A 19,288-nucleotide genomic window follows, 5' to 3' on the forward strand; every position below is an offset into this window, starting at 1 on the left:
TGTGGTCCGTTCGGGGCCGATGTCATGTCGCCCCACGGGCGCGGCGTTGGTAGCAGAGAGAGGCACAGCCATGGCACGACTTTTCGGCACCGACGGGGTGCGGGGACTTGCGAACCGGGAGGTGACCGCCGAACTCGCGCTGCAGCTGGGCACCGCCGCCGCGCACGTGCTGGGTGAGCGCGGCACGTTCGCCGACCGCCGCCCGCACGCGATCGTTGGCCGCGACCCACGTGTCTCCGGCCAGTTCCTCTCCGCCGCCGTGATCGCCGGCCTGGCCAGCGCCGGGGTGGACGTCGAAGATCTCGGAGTGCTCCCGACACCGGCCGTTGCCTATCTGACCGCCGCCGAGAACGCGGACCTCGCCGTCATGATCTCGGCCTCGCACAACCCGATGGCGGACAACGGCATCAAGTTCTTCGCGCGCGGTGGCGTCAAGCTCGACGATGCTGTCGAGGACGCCATCGAGGCTCAGCTCGGCAGCGACTGGGTACTGCCCATCGGCGCCGACGTCGGCCGCATCACGCTCGACCGGGGCCTCGGCGGTGACCGGTACGTGCAGCACCTGCTGAGTACGATCGGCCACGACCTCGCGGGTCTACGGATCGCGGTCGACTGCGCCAACGGCGCCGCGAGCCAGGTGGGACCCGATGTGCTCCGGGCCGCGGGAGCCGACGTCGTGGTCATCAACGCCTCACCCGACGGGCGCAACATCAACGAGAAGTGCGGATCGACGCATCCCGAGCAGCTCCAGGCCGCCGTGGTGGCCTCGGAGTCCCATCTCGGAGTCGCCTACGACGGTGACGCCGACCGGTGCCTCGCGGTGGACCACACCGGTGCCCTGGTCGACGGGGACCAGATCATGGGCATGCTCGCGCTCGCACTGGCCGAGGAGGGCCGCCTCGCCCACAACACCCTCGTCGTCACCGTGATGAGCAACCTCGGCCTGATCCTGGCGATGCGGGAGGCGGGCATCCGCACCGAGCAGACCGGCGTCGGTGACCGCTATGTGCTCGAGGCCATGCGGACAGGCGGGTTCAGCCTTGGTGGCGAGCAGTCCGGTCATGTGATCATGTCCGATCACGCGACAACCGGTGACGGCGTCCTGACCGGATTGCACCTCGCCGCCCGGGTGGCGGCCACCGGTCGCACCCTCGCCGACCTCGCCTCGGTGGTCCAGCGACTGCCGCAGGTCCTGATCAACGTTCCCGGCGTGGACAAGGCGCGCGTGAACTCCGATGAGGGTGTCGCGGCTGCGGTCAGCGCCGCCCAGGAACGGCTCGGCGATACCGGGCGGGTGCTGTTGCGCTCCTCCGGGACGGAGCCGTTGGTCCGGGTGATGGTGGAGGCCGCCGAGCAGGAGCAGGCCGACAGCGAGGCGCGCGCGCTCAGCGACGTGGTCCTGGCCCGGCTCGCGCTCGCCTGAGCCGATGACCGAGGCGTCGAGGACAGTCCACACGTTGGCGGCGCTGGTGGGGGAGTTGCTCGAGCGCGCCGACGACGGCGTCCTGCCGATCCTGCGGGCCGGCGATCCCGTCCTTCGGCGCCGGGCCATGCCCTATCGGAATGACCTGGAGCGGGGACTGCTGAACGACCTGATCGCGGCGATGTTCCGGACGATGCACGCGGCCCCGGGGGTCGGCCTCGCGGCACCCCAGATCGGACTGCCGGTCGCGCTCGCCGTCATCGAGGACTCGGGGACCACGGACCCGGCGGTCGCGCAGGCGCGGGACCGGCGTCCGTGCCCGCCGATGATCCTGGCGAACCCCACCTACGAACCGGTCGGTACCGACGTCGCCGCGTTCTACGAGGGCTGCCTCTCGATCCCCGGATGGCTTGCTGTCCGGCGGCGCTGGGGCACGGTGCGGTTGCGTGCCCAGACTCCCGACGGAGCGCCGATCGACGAGATCGTGCACGGGTGGACCGCGCGGATCGTCCAGCACGAGACCGACCACCTGGCCGGCGAGCTGTACCTCGACCACGCCGAGCCGAGGTCGCTGGCGCACGAGAGTGTGGCGGGCCGCTGGGCCGGGCCGGCGCACCCGACCGCTGCCGCCGAGGCGCTGGGATTCGATCTCCTCGAACCGTGATGTGTTCCGCCCCACATGACCGGCCGCAGGCAGCGGCACATTGGTCATGGACGCGCGTCCGGAGCGTCGCTCCGAGCGACCGGAACCCCGGAATCCCAACGTTCCGGCGGGAACACCGAAGGCATGGCCCCGGTTCGTCGGTGCACCCTCGCACCACGCCGCCCTGATTTGACCAGCACCCCCGATCCGCGTAGTGTTACATCTCGTTGCCCCGACAGGGAGGAACGGACACCGAGAGGTGGCCAGTCCCCGGTCAGGCAGCCCCTGGATCCGGTCCGGCCGGCGCGAAGCGCCTGGAAGGCCAGGAACCGGAACTCAGCCAGATCGGTCGCCCGATCGGTGTCGGTGCAGGATTGGCCGCCGCTCGATTTGGAAGACAAGGACAGGCTGGGCTAGGGTAGAGAGGTTGCCCCAGCGAGGATCTGAACGGGTCTGGGTTGGTGCGCGTCCGCTCCTTGAGAACTCAACAGTGTGTCATATGATCGATGCCGAATAGTTTGTTTATTTGGTTTGACCAGTTGTGCCAGATGACTGGTCGGGCCGGGTTTTGAATCGGCTTCCATTGCAGCTTTGGTTGTGGTGGGGGTTGCTTCGTAGTGTCGGTGCTTGTGGCTGCCTTTGGGTGGTTGTGGGTGCTGTTATGCATTTACGGAGAGTTTGATCCTGGCTCAGGACGAACGCTGGCGGCGTGCTTAACACATGCAAGTCGAACGGTGAAGAGGGAGCTTGCTTCCTTGGATCAGTGGCGAACGGGTGAGTAACACGTGAGTAACCTGCCCCGAACTCCGGGATAACGCTGGGAAACTGGTGCTAATACTGGATATGAGATGCGCCTGCATGGGTGTGTTTGGAAAGAATTTTGGTTCGGGATGGACTCGCGGCCTATCAGCTTGTTGGTGGGGTAATGGCCTACCAAGGCGACGACGGGTAGCCGGCCTGAGAGGGTGACCGGCCACACTGGGACTGAGACACGGCCCAGACTCCTACGGGAGGCAGCAGTGGGGAATATTGCACAATGGGCGAAAGCCTGATGCAGCGACGCCGCGTGAGGGATGACGGCCTTCGGGTTGTAAACCTCTTTCAGTAGGGAAGAAGCGAAAGTGACGGTACCTGCAGAAGAAGCGCCGGCTAACTACGTGCCAGCAGCCGCGGTAATACGTAGGGCGCAAGCGTTGTCCGGAATTATTGGGCGTAAAGAGCTCGTAGGCGGTTTGTCGCGTCTGCTGTGAAAACGCGAGGCTCAACCTCGCGCCTGCAGTGGGTACGGGCAGACTAGAGTGTGGTAGGGGAGACTGGAATTCCTGGTGTAGCGGTGGAATGCGCAGATATCAGGAGGAACACCGATGGCGAAGGCAGGTCTCTGGGCCACTACTGACGCTGAGGAGCGAAAGCATGGGTAGCGAACAGGATTAGATACCCTGGTAGTCCATGCCGTAAACGTTGGGAACTAGGTGTGGGGTCAGTTCCACTGATTCTGTGCCGCAGCTAACGCATTAAGTTCCCCGCCTGGGGAGTACGGCCGCAAGGCTAAAACTCAAAGGAATTGACGGGGGCCCGCACAAGCGGCGGAGCATGCGGATTAATTCGATGCAACGCGAAGAACCTTACCAAGGCTTGACATACACGAGAACGTGTTAGAGATAACGCACTCTTTGGACACTCGTGTACAGGTGGTGCATGGTTGTCGTCAGCTCGTGTCGTGAGATGTTGGGTTAAGTCCCGCAACGAGCGCAACCCTCGTCCTATGTTGCCAGCACGTGATGGTGGGGACTCATAGGAGACTGCCGGGGTCAACTCGGAGGAAGGTGGGGATGACGTCAAATCATCATGCCCCTTATGTCTTGGGCTTCACGCATGCTACAATGGCCGGTACAAAGGGCTGCGATACCGCGAGGTGGAGCGAATCCCAGAAAGCCGGTCTCAGTTCGGATTGGGGTCTGCAACTCGACCCCATGAAGTCGGAGTCGCTAGTAATCGCAGATCAGCAACGCTGCGGTGAATACGTTCTCGGGCCTTGTACACACCGCCCGTCACGTCACGAAAGTCGGTAACACCCGAAGCCGGTGGCCCAACCCTTGTGGGGGGAGCCGTCGAAGGTGGGATTGGCGATTGGGACGAAGTCGTAACAAGGTAGCCGTACCGGAAGGTGCGGCTGGATCACCTCCTTTCTAAGGAGCACTGGCCGGCCCTGGTTTGATCGCCCTTCGTGGTGGTTGGAGGGGGACGGTTCAGGTACCACTGCTCGGACGGATGTTCCGAGGTGGTGCTCTCGGGTGGAACATCGATGGAACGGCCCTGTTGGTTGGGCTGCTCGCGTTAGTACAGCTTGCTGCTCTGTTGGGTGGTGGGTGGGAACGGGTGGGTGGTCTGGTTGGGGGGTCGGTTGACACACTGTTGGGTCCTGAGGGAACGGGCGAGAGCTTGTTTCTTCGTTCGGGCCATGCGCCTTCCGGCACGGTTGTGTCGGGTGGGGGTGTGGGACCGCCCGTAGCTTGAGAACTGCACAGTGGACGCGAGCATCTTTGATTTTTGTGGTACAAGTTTTTAAGAGCATACGGTGGATGCCTTGGCACCAGGAGCCGAAGAAGGACGTAGTAGCCTGCGATAAGCCTCGGGGAGTTGGCAAACGAACCTTGATCCGAGGATTTCCGAATGGGGAAACCCAGCCGGGGTCATGCCCGGTTACCCGCATCTGAACACATAGGGTGCGTGGAGGGAACGTGGGGAAGTGAAACATCTCAGTACCCACAGGAAGAGATATTCCGAGAGTAGTGGCGAGCGAAATCGGATCAGGCCAAACCATTGGTGTGTGATAGCCGGCGGGCGTTGCATCAGTGGGGTTGTGGGACTTATCAGTTCGTTCTGCCGGACGGACGGGGAGTCAGAAAGCCTTGTGATAGTCGAATGGTCTTGAAAGGCCAAGCATAGTGGGTGTAACTCCCGTAGACGAAATCGCATGGCCTCCCGATGAGTATCCCAAGTAGCACGGGGCCCGAGAAATCCCGTGTGAATCTGTCAAGACCACTTGATAAGCCTAAATACTACCTGGTGACCGATAGCGGACAAGTACCGTGAGGGAAAGGTGAAAAGTACCCCGGGAGGGGAGTGAAATAGTACCTGAAACCGTGTGCTTACAATCCGTTGGAGCCTCCCTAGCAGGGGTGACAGCGTGCCTTTTGAAGAATGAGCCTGCGAGTTAGCGGTACGTGGCGAGGTTAACCCGTGTGGGGAAGCCGTAGCGAAAGCGAGTCCGAATAGGGCGATTGAGTCGCGTGCTCTAGACCCGAAGCGAAGTGATCTATCCATGGCCAGGTTGAAGCGCGGGTAAGACCGCGTGGAGGACCGAACCCACCTAGGTTGAAAACTGGGGGGATGAGCTGTGGATAGGGGTGAAAGGCCAATCAAACTTCGTGATAGCTGGTTCTCCCCGAAATGCATTTAGGTGCAGCGTCACGTGTTTCTTGCCGGAGGTAGAGCTACTGGATGGCTGATGGGCCCTACAAGGTTACTGACGTCAACCAAACTCCGAATGCCGGTAAGTGAGAGCGTGGCAGTGAGACTGCGGGGGATAAGCTTCGTAGTCGAGAGGGAAACAGCCCAGACCACCAGCTAAGGCCCCTAAGCGTATGCTAAGTGGGAAAGGATGTGGAGTTGCACAGACAACCAGGAGGTTGGCTTAGAAGCAGCCACCCTTGAAAGAGTGCGTAATAGCTCACTGGTCAAGTGATTCCGCGCCGACAATGTAGCGGGGCTCAAGTATACCGCCGAAGCTGTGGCATTCACATTTTTACCCGGCCGGCACTCTTGTAGTGTTGGTCCAGGTGTGTGGATGGGTAGGGGAGCGTCGTGTGGCGAGTGAAGCGGCGGAGTGATCCAGCCGTGGACGCCACACGAGTGAGAATGCAGGCATGAGTAGCGAATGACGGGTGAGAAACCCGTCCGCCGAATGACCAAGGGTTCCAGGGCCAGGTTAATCCGCCCTGGGTAAGTCGGGACCTAAGGCGAGGCCGACAGGCGTAGTCGATGGACAACGGGTTGATATTCCCGTACCGGCGAAGAACCGCCCATACCGAGCCCGGTGATGCTAAACACCCGAAGCGTCCTAGATCCTCTTCGGAGGACGTGGTCGTGGAGCGTGTGACCCGAACCGGTAGTAGGTAAGCGTATTAACAGGGGTGACGCAGGAAGGTAGCCCAGCGTGTCTTATGGCTTGGCACGTCCAAGGTTGTAGGGCGAGGTATAGGCAAATCCGTACCTCATATAGCCTGAGAACTGATGGTGACAGCGTATGCTGGATGATTGGGTGATCCTATGCTGCCTAGAAAAACCTCGGCGCGAGGTTCTAGCCGCCCGTACCCTAAACCGACTCAGGTGGTCAGGTAGAGAATACTAAGGCGATCGAGTGAATCGTGGTTAAGGAACTCGGCAAAATACCCCCGTAACTTCGGGAGAAGGGGGGCCTGAGGCGTGAACACACTTGCTGTGGGAGCGTTTGAGGGCCGCAGAGACCAGGGAGAAGCGACTGTTTACTAAAAACACAGGTCCGTGCGAAGTCGCAAGACGATGTATACGGACTGACGCCTGCCCAGTGCTGGAAGGTTAAGAGGACGGGTCAGCCTTCGGGCGAAGCTCAGAATTTAAGCCCCAGTAAACGGCGGTGGTAACTATAACCATCCTAAGGTAGCGAAATTCCTTGTCGGGTAAGTTCCGACCTGCACGAATGGCGTAACGACTTCTCCGCTGTCTCAACCGCGAACTCGGCGAAATTGCACTACGAGTAAAGATGCTCGTTACGCGCAGCAGGACGGAAAGACCCCGGGACCTTTACTATAGCTTGGTATTGGTGTTCGGTACGGCTTGTGTAGGATAGGTGGGAGACTATGAAGCGGGCACGCCAGTGCTTGTGGAGTCAACGTTGAAATACCACTCTGGTCGTTCTGGATATCTAACCTCGGTCCGTAAGCCGGATCAGGGACAGTGCCTGGTGGGTAGTTTAACTGGGGCGGTTGCCTCCTAAAATGTAACGGAGGCGCTCAAAGGTTCCCTCAGCCTGGTTGGCAATCAGGTTTCGAGTGTAAGTGCACAAGGGAGCTTGACTGTGAGACTGACAAGTCGAGCAGGGACGAAAGTCGGAACTAGTGACCCGACGGTGGCTCGTGGAAGCGCCGTCGCTCAACGGATAAAAGGTACCCCGGGGATAACAGGCTGATCTTGCCCAAGAGTCCATATCGACGGCATGGTTTGGCACCTCGATGTCGGCTCGTCGCATCCTGGGGCTGGAGTAGGTCCCAAGGGTTGGGCTGTTCGCCCATTAAAGCGGTACGCGAGCTGGGTTTAGAACGTCGTGAGACAGTTCGGTCCCTATCCGCTGCGCGCGCAGGAAATTTGAGAAGGGCTGTCCCTAGTACGAGAGGACCGGGACGGACTAACCTCTGGTGTGCCAGTTGTTCCGCCAGGAGCACGGCTGGTTAGCTACGTTGGGAAGGGATAACCGCTGAAAGCATCTAAGCGGGAAGCCTGCTTCAAGATGAGATTTCCATAGGGCTAGTCCCTGAGAGGCTCCCAGCTAGACTACTGGGTTGATAGGCCGGATGTGGAAGTGAGGACTCAAAGACTCATGGAGCTGACCGGTACTAATATGCCGATAACTTGACCACACAAAAAAGTCAATACCTGTGTGTTACGCGTCCACTGTGCGGTTCCCGAGATACGGTCGGGAAACCGAGAACATCTCCATAGAGTTACGGCGGTCATAGCGAGGGGGAAACGCCCGGACCCATTCCGAACCCGGAAGCTAAGCCCCTCTGCGCCGATGGTACTGCGTGGGAGACTACGTGGGAGAGTAGGACGCCGCCGGACAACACTTAGACAAGGGCCACCCCACACCGGGGTGGCCCTTGTCGCATTTTCAGGGCAGTGGAGACCGTGGCGGGCTCGTCGAGCTGCGGCCGACCCCCGAGGCGGGATGACACATCGTCGTATTCTGAGGCCACTCCCAACAGGGGGTGGCCTTTTGTCGTCGGCGGTTGTGGGGCGTGGCTGCCGTACCGCCACCGGCACCCATTCGGTTCGCCTCCGTCCGGCGGGGGCGGGTTGGGTGCCCGGTCCGGGGATGGCGCTCGGTGGCGTCGTCCATGGGATCTTTGTCGGATGAGCGTCGCAGGAGTGGTTCGCCCGGTGCGCGCGCAGGAGCTGGCACTGGTCGCGGACCTCTACCTGGCCGCGCGGCGAGCAGCGGGACCGGCGATGCCGGCCGGCGTGCACTCCGACGCAGAGGTCCGGGCCTGGGTGGGTTCATGGGACCTGACCGACGATGACGTGCTTGGCTTCTTCGACGCGAGCGACCGCCTACGAGGATTCGCGAGACTTGCGGGCGCGCACCTCGAGGCCCTCTACGTGGACCCTGCTAGCCAGGGCGGCGGTATCGGCGGCACGCTCCTCGACGAGGCGAAACTGCTCCGCCCCGGCGGCTTCGACCTCTGGGTGTTCGTGGCGAACTCACCGGCTCAGGACTTCTACCGACGGCGTGGCCTGGTCGAGGTCGAGCGGACGGACGGTGCCGGGAACGAGGAACGGGCGCCGGACCTCAGGATGGAGTGGAGGTCCGGACGCCCGTCGGCCTGATCGCTTCTGCGGCGAGTCAGAGCTCGGTGTAGGTGTCCTCGAACGTCAGGCGCGCGGCCCTTTGCCGGACGCCTTCCGGCGCCGCGGCGTTGCCGACGTTGAGCACGAGGAGTGAGCGCCACCCGCTCGCCGAGAAGAACTCGGTGTCGACGCCGGTCGCGTCGAACCCGCCCATCGGCCCGACGTGCAGACCGGCGGCGCGCAAGGCGACGATCAGATAGCCGACCTGGATGAGGCCCGACTTGTGCGCCATCGACTCGCGGCGTTCGGGTGTGCTCGAGCGCGACAGCGAGCTCGGCGCGGTGCGGGGCCAGGACCGGCAGGTGCGCGTGGAAACGCGTGTCCGTCGCCGCGACGAGGGTCAGCGGTGCCGCAACGGTCTTGCTCCTGTTCCCGTCGGACATGTGCGGAGCGAGCCGTGCCCGCGCCTGCGCCGAACGGAGGGCCAGGATCCGAAGCGGGGTGATGTTCATCGCGGTCGGGCCCCACTTCATCAGGTCGTACGCCTGCTGGAGCTGGCCGTCGGTGACGGGTGGACCGTCGAAGGCACCCACCGTGTGCGCCTCGGTGAAGAGGTACTCGTACGCGGTCGGGAGCCCGGAGACAGTCGTCATGGAACTTTCAATCAGATGAGCGGTCCGGGTATTCCGTTGCGATGAGGTGAGGGGAGCGACCTATTCTTGAGATCCAGTGTGGATCCCTGCTCGTGAGGGGGAGCGACGCCGGCGTCCATCGTTCCGTGGGATGAGTCGGTCGCCGCGGGAATCACACGACCGGGGGAGTTTGTTGTCCTAGGTCCGGGGCATGATCAGGGTGGTCACCCATTCCGCGGTCGGCTCCGGCCCACTTAACGTGGAGGCAGGCGCGCGACGCGGTTGTGCACGTCACGTTGGGTAGGAACTAGACGGAGGAACTGATGGTCGAGACGGTCCTGGCGATGGCGGCGTCGCACTGGGTCCTGCTTGCCCTGTTCCTGTTCTGCACGATCGACGGGTTCTTCCCGCCGGTGCCCAGCGAGTCTGTGGTCATCGCGTTGGCGAGCCTCGCGATCACCGGGAACGCCCCGAGCATCTGGTTGATCCTGCCCGTCGCGGCGCTCGGGGCTTTCTGCGGTGACGTGATCGCCTACCTGATCGGTACCAGGGTGCCGATCCGTCGGTTGCGGTTGTTCCGCACCCGCCGGGGTGCTCGGGCGTTGACGTGGGCGGAGACCGCTCTGCAGCGACGCGGGGGCGCGTTCATCCTCTCGGCGCGGTACATCCCGATCGGACGGGTCGCCGTCAACATGACCGCGGGTGCCGTCGGATTCGGGTTCCGCCGGTTCGCCGGGTTCGCGGCGCTCGCGGCGGTGACCTGGTCGATCTACTCCGTGTTGCTCGGCTTCAGCGCGGGCGCGGTACTGCACGACCACCCGGTCATCGCCGTCGTGGTTGGTGTCCTCGTCGGGCTCCTGATGGGTACGATCATCGATCTCATCATGCGTCGGCTGTTCCGCCGTTCCGGGCTCGAGCCACAGGATCCTCCGGACCAGGGTGAGAACGAGGCGGACGAGGATCCGGTGCCGGATTCCGGGTCCGGGATCCTCGAGCGCACCCCGTGACTCGCGCCGGGGATCATTCCTCGGCCACGGCCTGCAGCGCGAGCCGTTCGAAGCGGTAGGGGTCGCGCCCGGTGACGGATTCGGTGTCGAAGATGTGGGCGGTGGGCGCGGTCGGACGGAACGGATCCCACCCGACTGAACCTTCGGTGACGAACCGTACGATCTCGCCGTGCATGTGTTCGGCGAGGTGCGCCGGCGGATCCTCGCCGGCCAGCCGCGCGACCCGCTCGGCGCCGAGGACGTTCCAGGCGAACGGCAGGTCGAGGCAGTGCACCGAGCGACCACTGACCGAGGAGCGCCACCGGAAGTCCCAGAGCCACGTCGGGGCTGGGCGCGCGGATCCCGGTGTGGTCTCGCCGGGCGACTGGTCGGCCGCCGTGGTCCGGGCGAGCGCGACCTGAACGGTCGGGATCCGGAACACCCGGTTCGTGACCGCTTGGCCGAGCAGCTCCGCGGGGGAGAAGTCCGGGTAGGCGCGCGGATAGGCCCGAGCCAGCATCGTCGGCACCCCCAGGCCGACCATCAGCGCACCGGCGAAGCCCTGGGCCAGGAATCGGTCCACGTGCGCCGTCACCCGGTTGAACTCGTGGCTGGTCGAGCCGATCAGCAGTGGTTTCGTGGCACCGGTCCCGGCGGCGAACGCCGCCAGCGGGTCCGTCGGGACGACCTCACCATCGATCACCGGCCCGAAGTCCGTGAGCGGGTCCGTCGTGCCGAGGATCCGGTGCAGGTCACGGACGGCCGACCAGAGGTCCGCCCGTTCGAGGGAACGCTCGGCGGCCACGATCGTGGCCCGCGGGACCTCACGCCAGGCGTCCCATGTGTTCTCCACCTCGCACAGGCGGGCCATCACCGCGCCCTGTGTGACCGCGTCCGAGCCGGCGATGTCCGGCAACGGCGCCGAGTGCACCACGGCGGCGGCGAAGAGGTCCTGCGCCGCGGGCGCAGCGAGGAGGGCAAGCGTGGCGCCGCCGCCTGCGCTCTGCCCACCGAGGGTGACCCGGCCGGGGTCGCCGCCGAACGCTTCGATGTTCTCCCGGACCCACTCCAGGGCGCTCATGCAGTCCAGGAGAGCCCGGTTCTCGGGCGCGCCCGGGACGTGTCCGTACCCCTCGAACCCGAGCCGGTAGGTGATCGCGACGGTCACCACGCCCCCGGCGTTGAAGGCGGCGCCGTCGAACCAGGGCCCACCGGGTGACCCGCCGACGAAACCGCCGCCGTGGATCCAGACGTAGACCGGCAGTCGGGCGGCGCGGTCGAGGGTCGGGGTGAAGACGTTCAGGTTGAGGATCTCGTCCCCGGCCACGACGGGCTCCGGGATCGAGTACGTGTCCGTGGTGGGGCCGAGGCTCGGTGTGGGGCCGTTGCTCGACGCGTCACGTACTCCGGACCAGCCCGGGTGGGGCGCCGGTCGATCGAACCGCAACGCTCCGACCGGGGCCGCCGCGTACGGGACGCCCCGGAAGGCAAGCGAACCCGGTCGCCGGACCCCGCGAACCCGGCCGGACCGCGTGCTCGTGACCGGATCGTCGCCGTGCTCGTCGATGGGCGCCGCCATGGTTCAGATCTTCCGGAGACGGAACCGGCTGAGCCGGTGGTCCGCGTCCTTGCTCAGCACGAGGGTCGCGCGCCCGCGCGTGGGCAGGACGTTCTCGACGAGGTTCGGACCGTTGATGCTCTCCCAGATCTGTCCGGCCCGCCGACGCGCCTGGTCGTCGTCGAGGTCGGCGTACCGGTGGAAGTACGAGTCCGGGTTCGAGAAGGACGTCTGCCGCAGGTCGAGGAAGCGCTCGATGTACCACCGGCGGATGTCCTCGGTGGCCGCGTCGATGTAGATCGAGAAGTCGAAGAAGTCGCTGACGGCGAGCGACGACTCACCATCGGCGCTGACCCGGGCCGGAGCGAGCACGTTCAGTCCCTCGACGATCAGCACCTCGGGGCTACGCACCACCACGCGGCGGTCGTGCACGATGTCGTAGCGCACGTGGTCGTAGACGGGGGCGGTGACCTGTTCGGTCCCGGCCTTCACCTCGATCAGGAAGTCCAGGAGCCCGCGCCGGTCGTAGGACTCCGGGAAGCCCTTGCGTTCCATCAGGCCGCGGCGTTCGAGCTCGGCGTTCGGGTACAGGAAGCCGTCGGTGGTGACGAGTTCCACGCGTGGGGTCTCCGGCCAGCGGCGCAACATCTCGCGTAGGACGCGGGCCGCCGTGGACTTGCCGACGGCGACGGACCCGGCGACCCCGATCACGAACGGCGTGCGGTGGGCGGGCTCACCGAGGAACGTGGACGTGGTGGCACGCAGCCGCTGGGAGGCGGCCACGTACAGGGTGAGGAGCCGGGACAGCGGGCGGTACCCGGTGTCGACCTCGGCCAGGTCGATCGGGTCACCGAGCCCGCGGAGGTTCTCGATGTCGGCCGCGGTCAGGGGCAGCGGTGTGGAGGCGGACAGCCGGCTCCAGGCGGCCCGGTCGAACTCCACGAACGGAGAACCGGAGGCGCTCGGCAACGGCTGGAACCGTGTGACGTCGGGAAGGACCACGCCCATACTCTCCCACCCCACCGTGATCCACGCCGCACACGGGACGAGCCGGGAACGGGCCCAGCGGCGGATACTCTGGTCCACATGTGTGGAATCGTCGGGTACGTGGGCCCCGCCTCGGCAAGTCCGCGGCCGCTCGAAGTCGTCGTCGAAGGGCTGCGTCGCCTCGAGTACCGGGGCTACGACTCGGCCGGCGTCGCCGTGACGACTCCGGAGGGCATGGTCTCGGCGAAGAAGGCCGGGAAGCTCGCGAATCTGCTCGCCGAGCTCGAGCGTCGCGACCTGCCCGCGGGAACCGCGGCCATCGGGCACACCCGGTGGGCCACCCACGGTGGGCCCACGGACGTCAACGCCCACCCACACCTGGCCGGCGGGGGCAGGCTGGCGCTGATCCACAACGGCATCATCGAGAACTTCGCCCAGCTCAAGGCCGAGTTGGGCGAGACGGGCGTCGAGTTCCTGTCCGAGACCGACACGGAGGTGGTGGCCCACCTCCTCGCGCGCCACCATGACGAGACCCAGAACCTCACCGAGGCGATGCGGCTGACCGTCGGCCGGCTGGAAGGTGCGTTCACGCTGCTGGCCACCCACGCGGACGAGCCTGACACGGTCGTCGGCGCCCGCCGCAACTCGCCGCTCGTCATCGGGCTCGGTGACGGCGAGAACTTCCTCGGCAGCGACGTCTCGGCGTTCATCTCCTCCACCCGCGAGGCGATGGAGATGGGGCAGGACCAGATCGTGACGATCACCGCCGACCAGGTCCGCGTCATCGACACCGCGGGCAACGCCGTGCAGGCCCGCCGGTACACCGTGGACTGGGATGCGGAGGCGGCCGTCAAGGGCGGCTTCGCGACGTTCATGGACAAGGAGATCCATGACCAGCCACAGGCGGTCGCCGATACGCTCCTCGGCCGTGCCGGTACCGACGGCAGGCTCCAGCTCGACGAGATGCGCATCCGCGAGTCCGTCCTGCGCACCGTCGACAAGATCGTCGTGATCGCCTGCGGCACCGCGGCCTACGCCGGCCACGTCGCGAAGTACGCGATCGAGCACTGGTGCCGGATCCCCGTCGAGGTCGAGCTCGCACACGAGTTCCGCTACCGCGACCCGGTCGTGAGCGAGAAGACGCTGGTGGTCGCCGTCTCCCAGTCCGGGGAGACGATGGACACGATCATGGCGGTCCGGCACGCCCGCGAACAGGGTGCCAAGGTGCTGGCCATCGTCAACACGCACGGCTCCACGATCGCGCGGGAGTCCGACGCGGTGCTGTACACGCATGCCGGCCCCGAGATCGCCGTGGCCTCCACCAAGGCGTTCCTCGCACAGATCACCGCCTGCTACCTGCTCGGGCTCTACCTGGCCCAGTTGCGCGGCAACAAGTTCGCGGACGAGATCGCCGAGGACCTGGCCCAGTTGCGCGCGATGCCGGAGAAGATCCAGCGCGTCGTGGACAACGAGGAGCATGTCCGCGCCGTGGCCAGGAGCATGAAGGACGAGCCGACCGTGCTCTTCCTCGGCCGGCACGTCGGATTCCCGGTCGCCCTCGAGGGCGCGCTCAAGCTCAAGGAGCTCGCGTACATCCACGCCGAGGGCTTCGCGGCCGGTGAGCTCAAGCACGGCCCGATCGCCCTGATCGAAGAGGGGCAGCCGGTGTTCGTGATCGTGCCGTCCCCGCGGGGCCGGGACGCGCTGCACTCCAAGGTCATCTCCAACATCCAGGAGATCCGCGCCCGCGGCGCACACACCATGGTGATCGCCGAGGACGGCGACGAGGCGGTCGTCCCGTACGCGGACGAGATCTTCCGGATCCCGCAGACCCCCACGCTGCTCGCCCCACTCGTCTCGGTGGTCCCGCTGCAGATCTTCGCCGCCGCGCTGGCCACCGCGAAGGGCCTCGACGTCGACCAGCCCCGGAACCTGGCCAAGTCCGTCACGGTCGAGTAGGGGACGCGGTGATCGTCGGCGTTGGCATCGACGTGGTGGACGTGGCCCGCTTCCTCGCCACCCTCGAACGCACGCCACGGTTGCGCGAGCGACTGTTCACACCGGCCGAACGCGACCTCCCGCCCGCCTCGCTCGCAGCCCGCTTCGCGGCCAAGGAGGCGATCGCCAAGGCCCTCGGCGCCCCCGGCGGCATGAGCTGGCAGGACGCCACCGTGCACCGGGTCACCGGTGGCGCCCCGGTCGTCGACCTGACCGGGTCGGTCGCGGCCGTCGCGGACCGCCTCGGCATCACCTCCTGGCACCTGTCGATCTCCCACGACGCCGGAATCGCCTCGGCGGTAGCGGTCGCCGAACGATGACGGTGCCGCCATCCGCCCCGGACCCCGCGTCGGCATCGGACGCGCGTCCGGAGCGGGCCGCCGCCCGTGCCACGATCCGTGTCGCGACGCGCGATGACCTGCCCACCGTCGCGGCGATCCTCGAGCCGTACGTGACCGGTACCGCCGTGACGTTCGACGAGGACCCGCCGTCGCCCGACGCGTGGGCCGCGCGCCTCGCGGACCTCGCGGCCCGCGGACTGCCGTTCCTCGTGGCCGACGATGCCGGCACCGTCGTCGGATACGCCTACGCCACCCCCTGGCGGCCCAAGGACTCCTACCGGTACACGGTCGAGGACACCATCTACATCGCTCCCGTGGCCCAGGGCCGCGGGGTGGGGACCCGGCTCCTGTCCGCACTGCTCGACGCCTGCTCACTCGCCGGCGTGCGGCAGGTCATCGCCGTGGTCGCCGACGATCCCGCCGCAGCCGGTTCACTGCCCCTGCACCGACGCCTCGGCTTCGAGGTGGTCGGCGTGCTGCGTGACGTCGGAGTCAAGCACGGCCACAGCGTGAGCACGATGCTGTTGCAGCGCTCGCTCTGAGTGACGGCACGAGGGGCGTCGACCAGCTCGGGGCGGTTCCGTCCCGCCGTCGGGTATGCGGGCAGCACCGCCCGAGGACGACCGCGGAATCCTGGCACACTGAGACGGTGGATCCAGGCATGAACCGCCCGGCCGACGCCGCAGGCACCGGCCGCGACACGGCGCGGCACCGGACGGTGGTGGCTCGGCGATGAGGCGCGCCTACCCGGCCGAGGCGATCCGGGCCGCGGAGGCCCCGGCGCTCGCGGCGGGCGAACCGCTCATGGAACGGGCCGCGTACGCGGTCGCGACAGCGGTCGTCGCCGAGGCCCGACGGCGTCGCCTCGCTCTGGTCGGTGCCCGCGCCCTGGTCCTCGTCGGGGGTGGGAACAACGGCGGCGACGGCCTGTTCGCGGCCGCCCACCTCGCCCGCCGTGGGCTCGTCGTGACCGCCGCGCTGCTGCGCGAGCGGGTGCACCCCGAAGGGCTCGCCGCCGCACGGCGGGCCGGGGTGCGGCTCCTCCCCGTGCCCGGGGACGGTGCCAAGGGCAGCACCGGCGTGCCGGCGCCCGGTCTCGCGCCCGTGCTCGTCGTCGCGGACGAGGCGGACATCTGGATCGACGCGATCGCCGGGATCGGGCTGACCGGTGGCCTGCGCGGGGTGTCGGGCGCTCTCGTCGCGGCCCTGAACGAGCGCCGCGAGCGGTCCGCCGTCGAACCGCTCGTCGTGGCCGTCGACGTGCCGAGCGGCGTCGAGTCCGACGTCGGCTCGGTGCCGGGCGAGGCGGTCCGGGCGGACGTCACGGTCACGATGATCGGGCTCAAGCCCGCGCTGCTGCTGCCGCCCGCCGCGGCCTGTGCGGGCCGGGTCGAACTCGTCGACCTCGGCCTGGCCGAGGCCCTCGCCGCCCGGCCGGCACCGGTGCGCCGGCTGCTCGGGGCGGACGTCGCCGATCTGTGGCAGGTCCCCGGACCAGCCGACCACAAGTACACCCGGGGCGTGGTCGGGCTGCTGGCTGGTTCGGCCGCGTACCCCGGGGCCGCCGTGCTCGCCAGCAGCGGTGCGCTGCGGACCGGCTGCGGGATGGTCCGTTACCTGGGACCCGAGGGGGCGGCCCGGATGGTGCTGGCCAGGCACCCCGAGGTGGTCACCGCGGCGGGCCGGGTGCAGGCCATGGTCCTCGGCCCCGGGATCGCCGTCGGAGCGCCCGTCCCGGAGTCCGCCAGCCGGGCGCTGGCGGACTCCGAGGTCGCCCTGGTCGTGGACGCCGGGGGACTGGACTGGCTCCCGACGGACCCGACGGCGCTCGCCGGCCGCCGGGTCGTGCTCACTCCGCACGCGGGCGAACTCGCCCGGCTCCTGACAGCGCGTGGCGGTGGCCCGGTCGAGCGGTCCACGATCGAGGCGGATCCGGCCCGGTGGGCGCAGCGGGCCACCGAGCTCACCGGGGCGACGGTGCTGCTCAAGGGCGCAGTCAGCGTGGTGGCGCAGCCCGGCGGCCCGGTGTTCAGCCAGTCCGACGGCACCGGCTGGCTGGCCACGGCAGGATCCGGGGACGTCCTCGCCGGCATCCTCGGCGCCCTGCTGGCGGGCTCCGATGCCCCGGCCGGCGAACTGGCCGCCGCCGCCGCCCTGGTGCACGGGCGTGCCGGGGTGTGGGCTGCCCGGAACCGGAGCGGTTCGGCACGGGGTCCGAGCCCGGCTGGTGACCTGCGCTCGGCGACCGGTCGGGGTCCCCTCGACGACCGGGACCCGGGTGCCCCGATCACGGCCTCGGACATCGCCGCGGCCGTTCCCGAGGTCGTCCGCGGAATCCTGGCACACTGATCCGGTGGAATCTGGAGTGAACGTGCCGCCCGGCGACGCGGGCAGCGGGTACTACCCGGCCCGGGTGATCGTCGATCTCGACGCGGTCCGGGCGAACGTGCGCCGACTCGCGCAGGCTGCGCCGTCGGCCGCTGTGATGGCCGTGGTCAAGGCCGACGGCTACGGCCACGGCCTGCTGCCGGTGGCCGGGGCGGCCCTCGAGGCGGGCGCCGGCTGGCTCGGCACCGCGCAGCTGGACGGCGCGTTCGCGCTCCGCGCGGCCGGCCACGAGGTGCCCGTGCTCGCCTGGATGTACGCGCCCGGTGCGCCGTTCGCTGCCGCCATCGGCGCTCGAATCGACCTCGCCGTGCCCGCCCCGTGGGCCCTGACCGAGGTGATCGACGCGGCCCGCGAGGCGGGCCGGCCCGCTCGGGTGCATCTGAAGGTGGACACCGGGCTCGGCCGCGGCGGCTCGTTCCTCGAACCCTGGACGGAGCTGCTGCATGCCGCCCTGGCCGCGGAGCAGCGGGGCGAGGTGCGGGTCATCGGCGTCTGGTCCCATCTGGCACGCGCCGACGAGCCGGGCCACCCCGGCGTGCACGAGCAGATCGAGGTCTTCGACGAGGCCCTGCGTCGCGCCGACGCCGCCGGTGCCCGCCTCGAGGTGCGCCACCTCGCGAACTCGGCGGCCACCCTCGCCCTACCCGAGGCCCACTACGACCTGGTCCGCCCGGGACTGTCCATCTACGGGCTGTCCCCGTTCGCCCACCGAGGCGCCGCCGAGCTCGGCCTGCGCCCGGCGATGCGCCTGGAGGCCGACCTCGCCCTCGTGAAGGCCGCACCCGCGGGCCAGGGGGTCTCCTACGGCCATACCTACACCACCACCCGGGACACGGTGCTCGGGGTGGTGCCGATCGGCTACGGCGACGGCATCCCGAGGCACGCCTCGAACGTCGCCCCTGTGCAGGTTGCCGGACAGCGGCACACCATCGCCGGGCGCGTCTGCATGGACCAGTTCGTCCTCGACCTCGGCCCGGAGGGCGCCCGCCTGGCCGCGGGTGAGCGGGCCGTGCTGTTCGGCGCCGGAGACCACGACGAGCCGACCGCGCGCGACTGGGCAGACGCCGTCGGCACGATCGACTACGAGATCGTCACCCGGATCGGCTCGCGCATCCCGCGGCTGCACGTCGGTTCCCCCGATGGTGCCACCGACCCCGGCGGCACCGCGGTCAGTGGTGTCCCGGCCACGGTCGAGGTGACGCTGCCCGACCAGGAAGCCACCGAGGCGCTCGGCCGGCGGCTGGCCGGTCTGCTGCGGGCCGGTGACCTGGTGGTGCTCACCGGTGACCTCGGCGCCGGCAAGACCACGCTGACGAGGGGTATCGGCGCCGGCCTCGAGGTACGCGGCCCCATCGCCTCGCCCACGTTCATCATCGCCAGGGTCCACCCGAGCCTCGTCGGCGGACCGGACCTCGTGCACGTGGACGCCTACCGACTCGAGTCCCTCGACGAGGTCGACGCCCTCGACCTGGACACCTCGCTCGCCGACTCGGTGACCGTCGTGGAGTGGGGTGAAGGTGTGGTCGAGTCACTGTCCGAGGACCGTCTGGAGGTCAGCCTGGATCGGCCCCGCGGCACCGGAACCGACCCCGGGGCACCCGATCCTGGCCGGGTCGCCCGGCTGCGCGGAACCGGTGCACGGTGGGACGGGATCGACCTGGACGGCATCGGCGTAGCCGCCGGGCGGGTCGGCGAACAGGCGGAGCCCCCGGCCGATGTCCGCTGA

General features: G+C 67.4%; 12 protein-coding genes, 3 rRNA genes and 1 pseudogene. 12 read left to right on the forward strand and 4 right to left on the reverse strand.

The window, feature by feature from the left end; genetic code table 11:
• The first annotated feature begins 70 nt into the window (after nucleotides 1-70).
• The 6 genes from glmM (at nucleotide 71) to GKS42_RS05620 (ending at nucleotide 8,711) form a co-directional block, all read left to right on the forward strand.
• On the forward strand, nucleotides 71-1,423 hold the full coding sequence (glmM, locus tag GKS42_RS05595) for a phosphoglucosamine mutase (protein ID WP_154792948.1): 1,353 nt from the start codon (nucleotides 71-73) through the stop codon (nucleotides 1,421-1,423).
• Nucleotides 1,424-1,427: 4 nt separating this feature from the next.
• Complete coding sequence (locus GKS42_RS05600; protein WP_154792949.1) at nucleotides 1,428-2,087, forward strand: peptide deformylase; 660 nt, start codon at nucleotides 1,428-1,430, stop codon at nucleotides 2,085-2,087.
• 645 nt (nucleotides 2,088-2,732) lie between these two features.
• Nucleotides 2,733-4,255, forward strand: a 16S ribosomal RNA gene (locus GKS42_RS05605).
• 365 nt (nucleotides 4,256-4,620) lie between these two features.
• Nucleotides 4,621-7,744, forward strand: a 23S ribosomal RNA gene (locus tag GKS42_RS05610).
• A gap of 85 nt (nucleotides 7,745-7,829) precedes the next feature.
• A 5S ribosomal RNA gene (gene rrf / locus GKS42_RS05615) occupies nucleotides 7,830-7,946 on the forward strand.
• The 16S, 23S and 5S rRNA genes sit together here, the layout of an rRNA operon.
• A 291-nt stretch (nucleotides 7,947-8,237) precedes the next feature.
• Nucleotides 8,238-8,711 carry a GNAT family N-acetyltransferase gene (locus GKS42_RS05620; RefSeq protein WP_210769316.1) on the forward strand — a complete coding sequence of 158 codons (474 nt, stop codon included), beginning with the start codon at nucleotides 8,238-8,240 and terminating at the stop codon, nucleotides 8,709-8,711.
• 16 nt (nucleotides 8,712-8,727) lie between these two features.
• Here the strand turns inward: GKS42_RS05620 and GKS42_RS26410 are convergent, their stop codons facing one another.
• Together GKS42_RS26410 and GKS42_RS26415 are read right to left on the reverse strand one after the other, a co-directional pair.
• Entirely contained in the window at nucleotides 8,728-8,964 is a 237-nt protein-coding gene (locus tag GKS42_RS26410; protein ID WP_232848152.1) for a nitroreductase family protein, read from the reverse strand.
• An 85-nt stretch (nucleotides 8,965-9,049) separates the two neighbouring features.
• Nucleotides 9,050-9,325, reverse strand: a pseudogene (locus GKS42_RS26415) (nitroreductase family protein); the annotation flags it as partial.
• Nucleotides 9,326-9,627: 302 nt separating this feature from the next.
• On the opposite strand from GKS42_RS26415, the gene GKS42_RS05630 reads away from it, so the two are divergent.
• On the forward strand, nucleotides 9,628-10,311 hold the full coding sequence (locus GKS42_RS05630; protein ID WP_154792950.1) for a DedA family protein: 684 nt from the start codon (nucleotides 9,628-9,630) through the stop codon (nucleotides 10,309-10,311).
• Between the two features lie 13 nt (nucleotides 10,312-10,324).
• On the opposite strand, the gene GKS42_RS05635 is transcribed toward GKS42_RS05630, so the two are convergent.
• Together GKS42_RS05635 and coaA are read right to left on the reverse strand one after the other, a co-directional pair.
• The gene (locus tag GKS42_RS05635) at nucleotides 10,325-11,869 is read right to left on the reverse strand and encodes a carboxylesterase family protein (protein ID WP_154792951.1); all 1,545 of its coding nucleotides are present in this window, start codon (nucleotides 11,867-11,869) and stop codon (nucleotides 10,325-10,327) included.
• 3 nt (nucleotides 11,870-11,872) lie between these two features.
• Complete coding sequence (gene coaA / locus GKS42_RS05640; protein ID WP_154792952.1) at nucleotides 11,873-12,856, reverse strand: type I pantothenate kinase; 984 nt, start codon at nucleotides 12,854-12,856, stop codon at nucleotides 11,873-11,875.
• A gap of 78 nt (nucleotides 12,857-12,934) precedes the next feature.
• Here coaA and glmS point away from each other — a divergent pair, with 78 nt between their 5' ends.
• The 5 genes from glmS (at nucleotide 12,935) to alr (ending at nucleotide 19,288) form a co-directional block, all read left to right on the forward strand.
• Complete coding sequence (gene glmS / locus GKS42_RS05645; protein ID WP_154792953.1) at nucleotides 12,935-14,794, forward strand: glutamine--fructose-6-phosphate transaminase (isomerizing); 1,860 nt, start codon at nucleotides 12,935-12,937, stop codon at nucleotides 14,792-14,794.
• 8 nt (nucleotides 14,795-14,802) lie between these two features.
• Nucleotides 14,803-15,153, forward strand: a complete 351-nt coding sequence (locus tag GKS42_RS05650; protein WP_154792954.1) for a holo-ACP synthase — start codon at nucleotides 14,803-14,805, stop codon at nucleotides 15,151-15,153.
• Nucleotides 15,150-15,716, forward strand: coding sequence for a GNAT family N-acetyltransferase (locus GKS42_RS05655; RefSeq protein WP_154792955.1), 567 nt, complete (start codon nucleotides 15,150-15,152; stop codon nucleotides 15,714-15,716). The genes GKS42_RS05650 and GKS42_RS05655 overlap by 4 nt, the downstream gene beginning before the upstream one ends.
• Before the next feature lie 190 nt (nucleotides 15,717-15,906).
• Nucleotides 15,907-17,523 carry an NAD(P)H-hydrate dehydratase gene (locus GKS42_RS05660; protein ID WP_154792956.1) on the forward strand — a complete coding sequence of 539 codons (1,617 nt, stop codon included), beginning with the start codon at nucleotides 15,907-15,909 and terminating at the stop codon, nucleotides 17,521-17,523.
• Between the two features lie 4 nt (nucleotides 17,524-17,527).
• A complete protein-coding gene (gene alr / locus GKS42_RS05665) occupies nucleotides 17,528-19,288 on the forward strand; it encodes an alanine racemase (protein WP_210769317.1) in 1,761 nt (586 codons plus the stop codon).

The organism is Occultella kanbiaonis, assembly GCF_009708215.1.
GTDB lineage: Bacteria > Actinomycetota > Actinomycetes > Actinomycetales > Beutenbergiaceae > Occultella > Occultella kanbiaonis.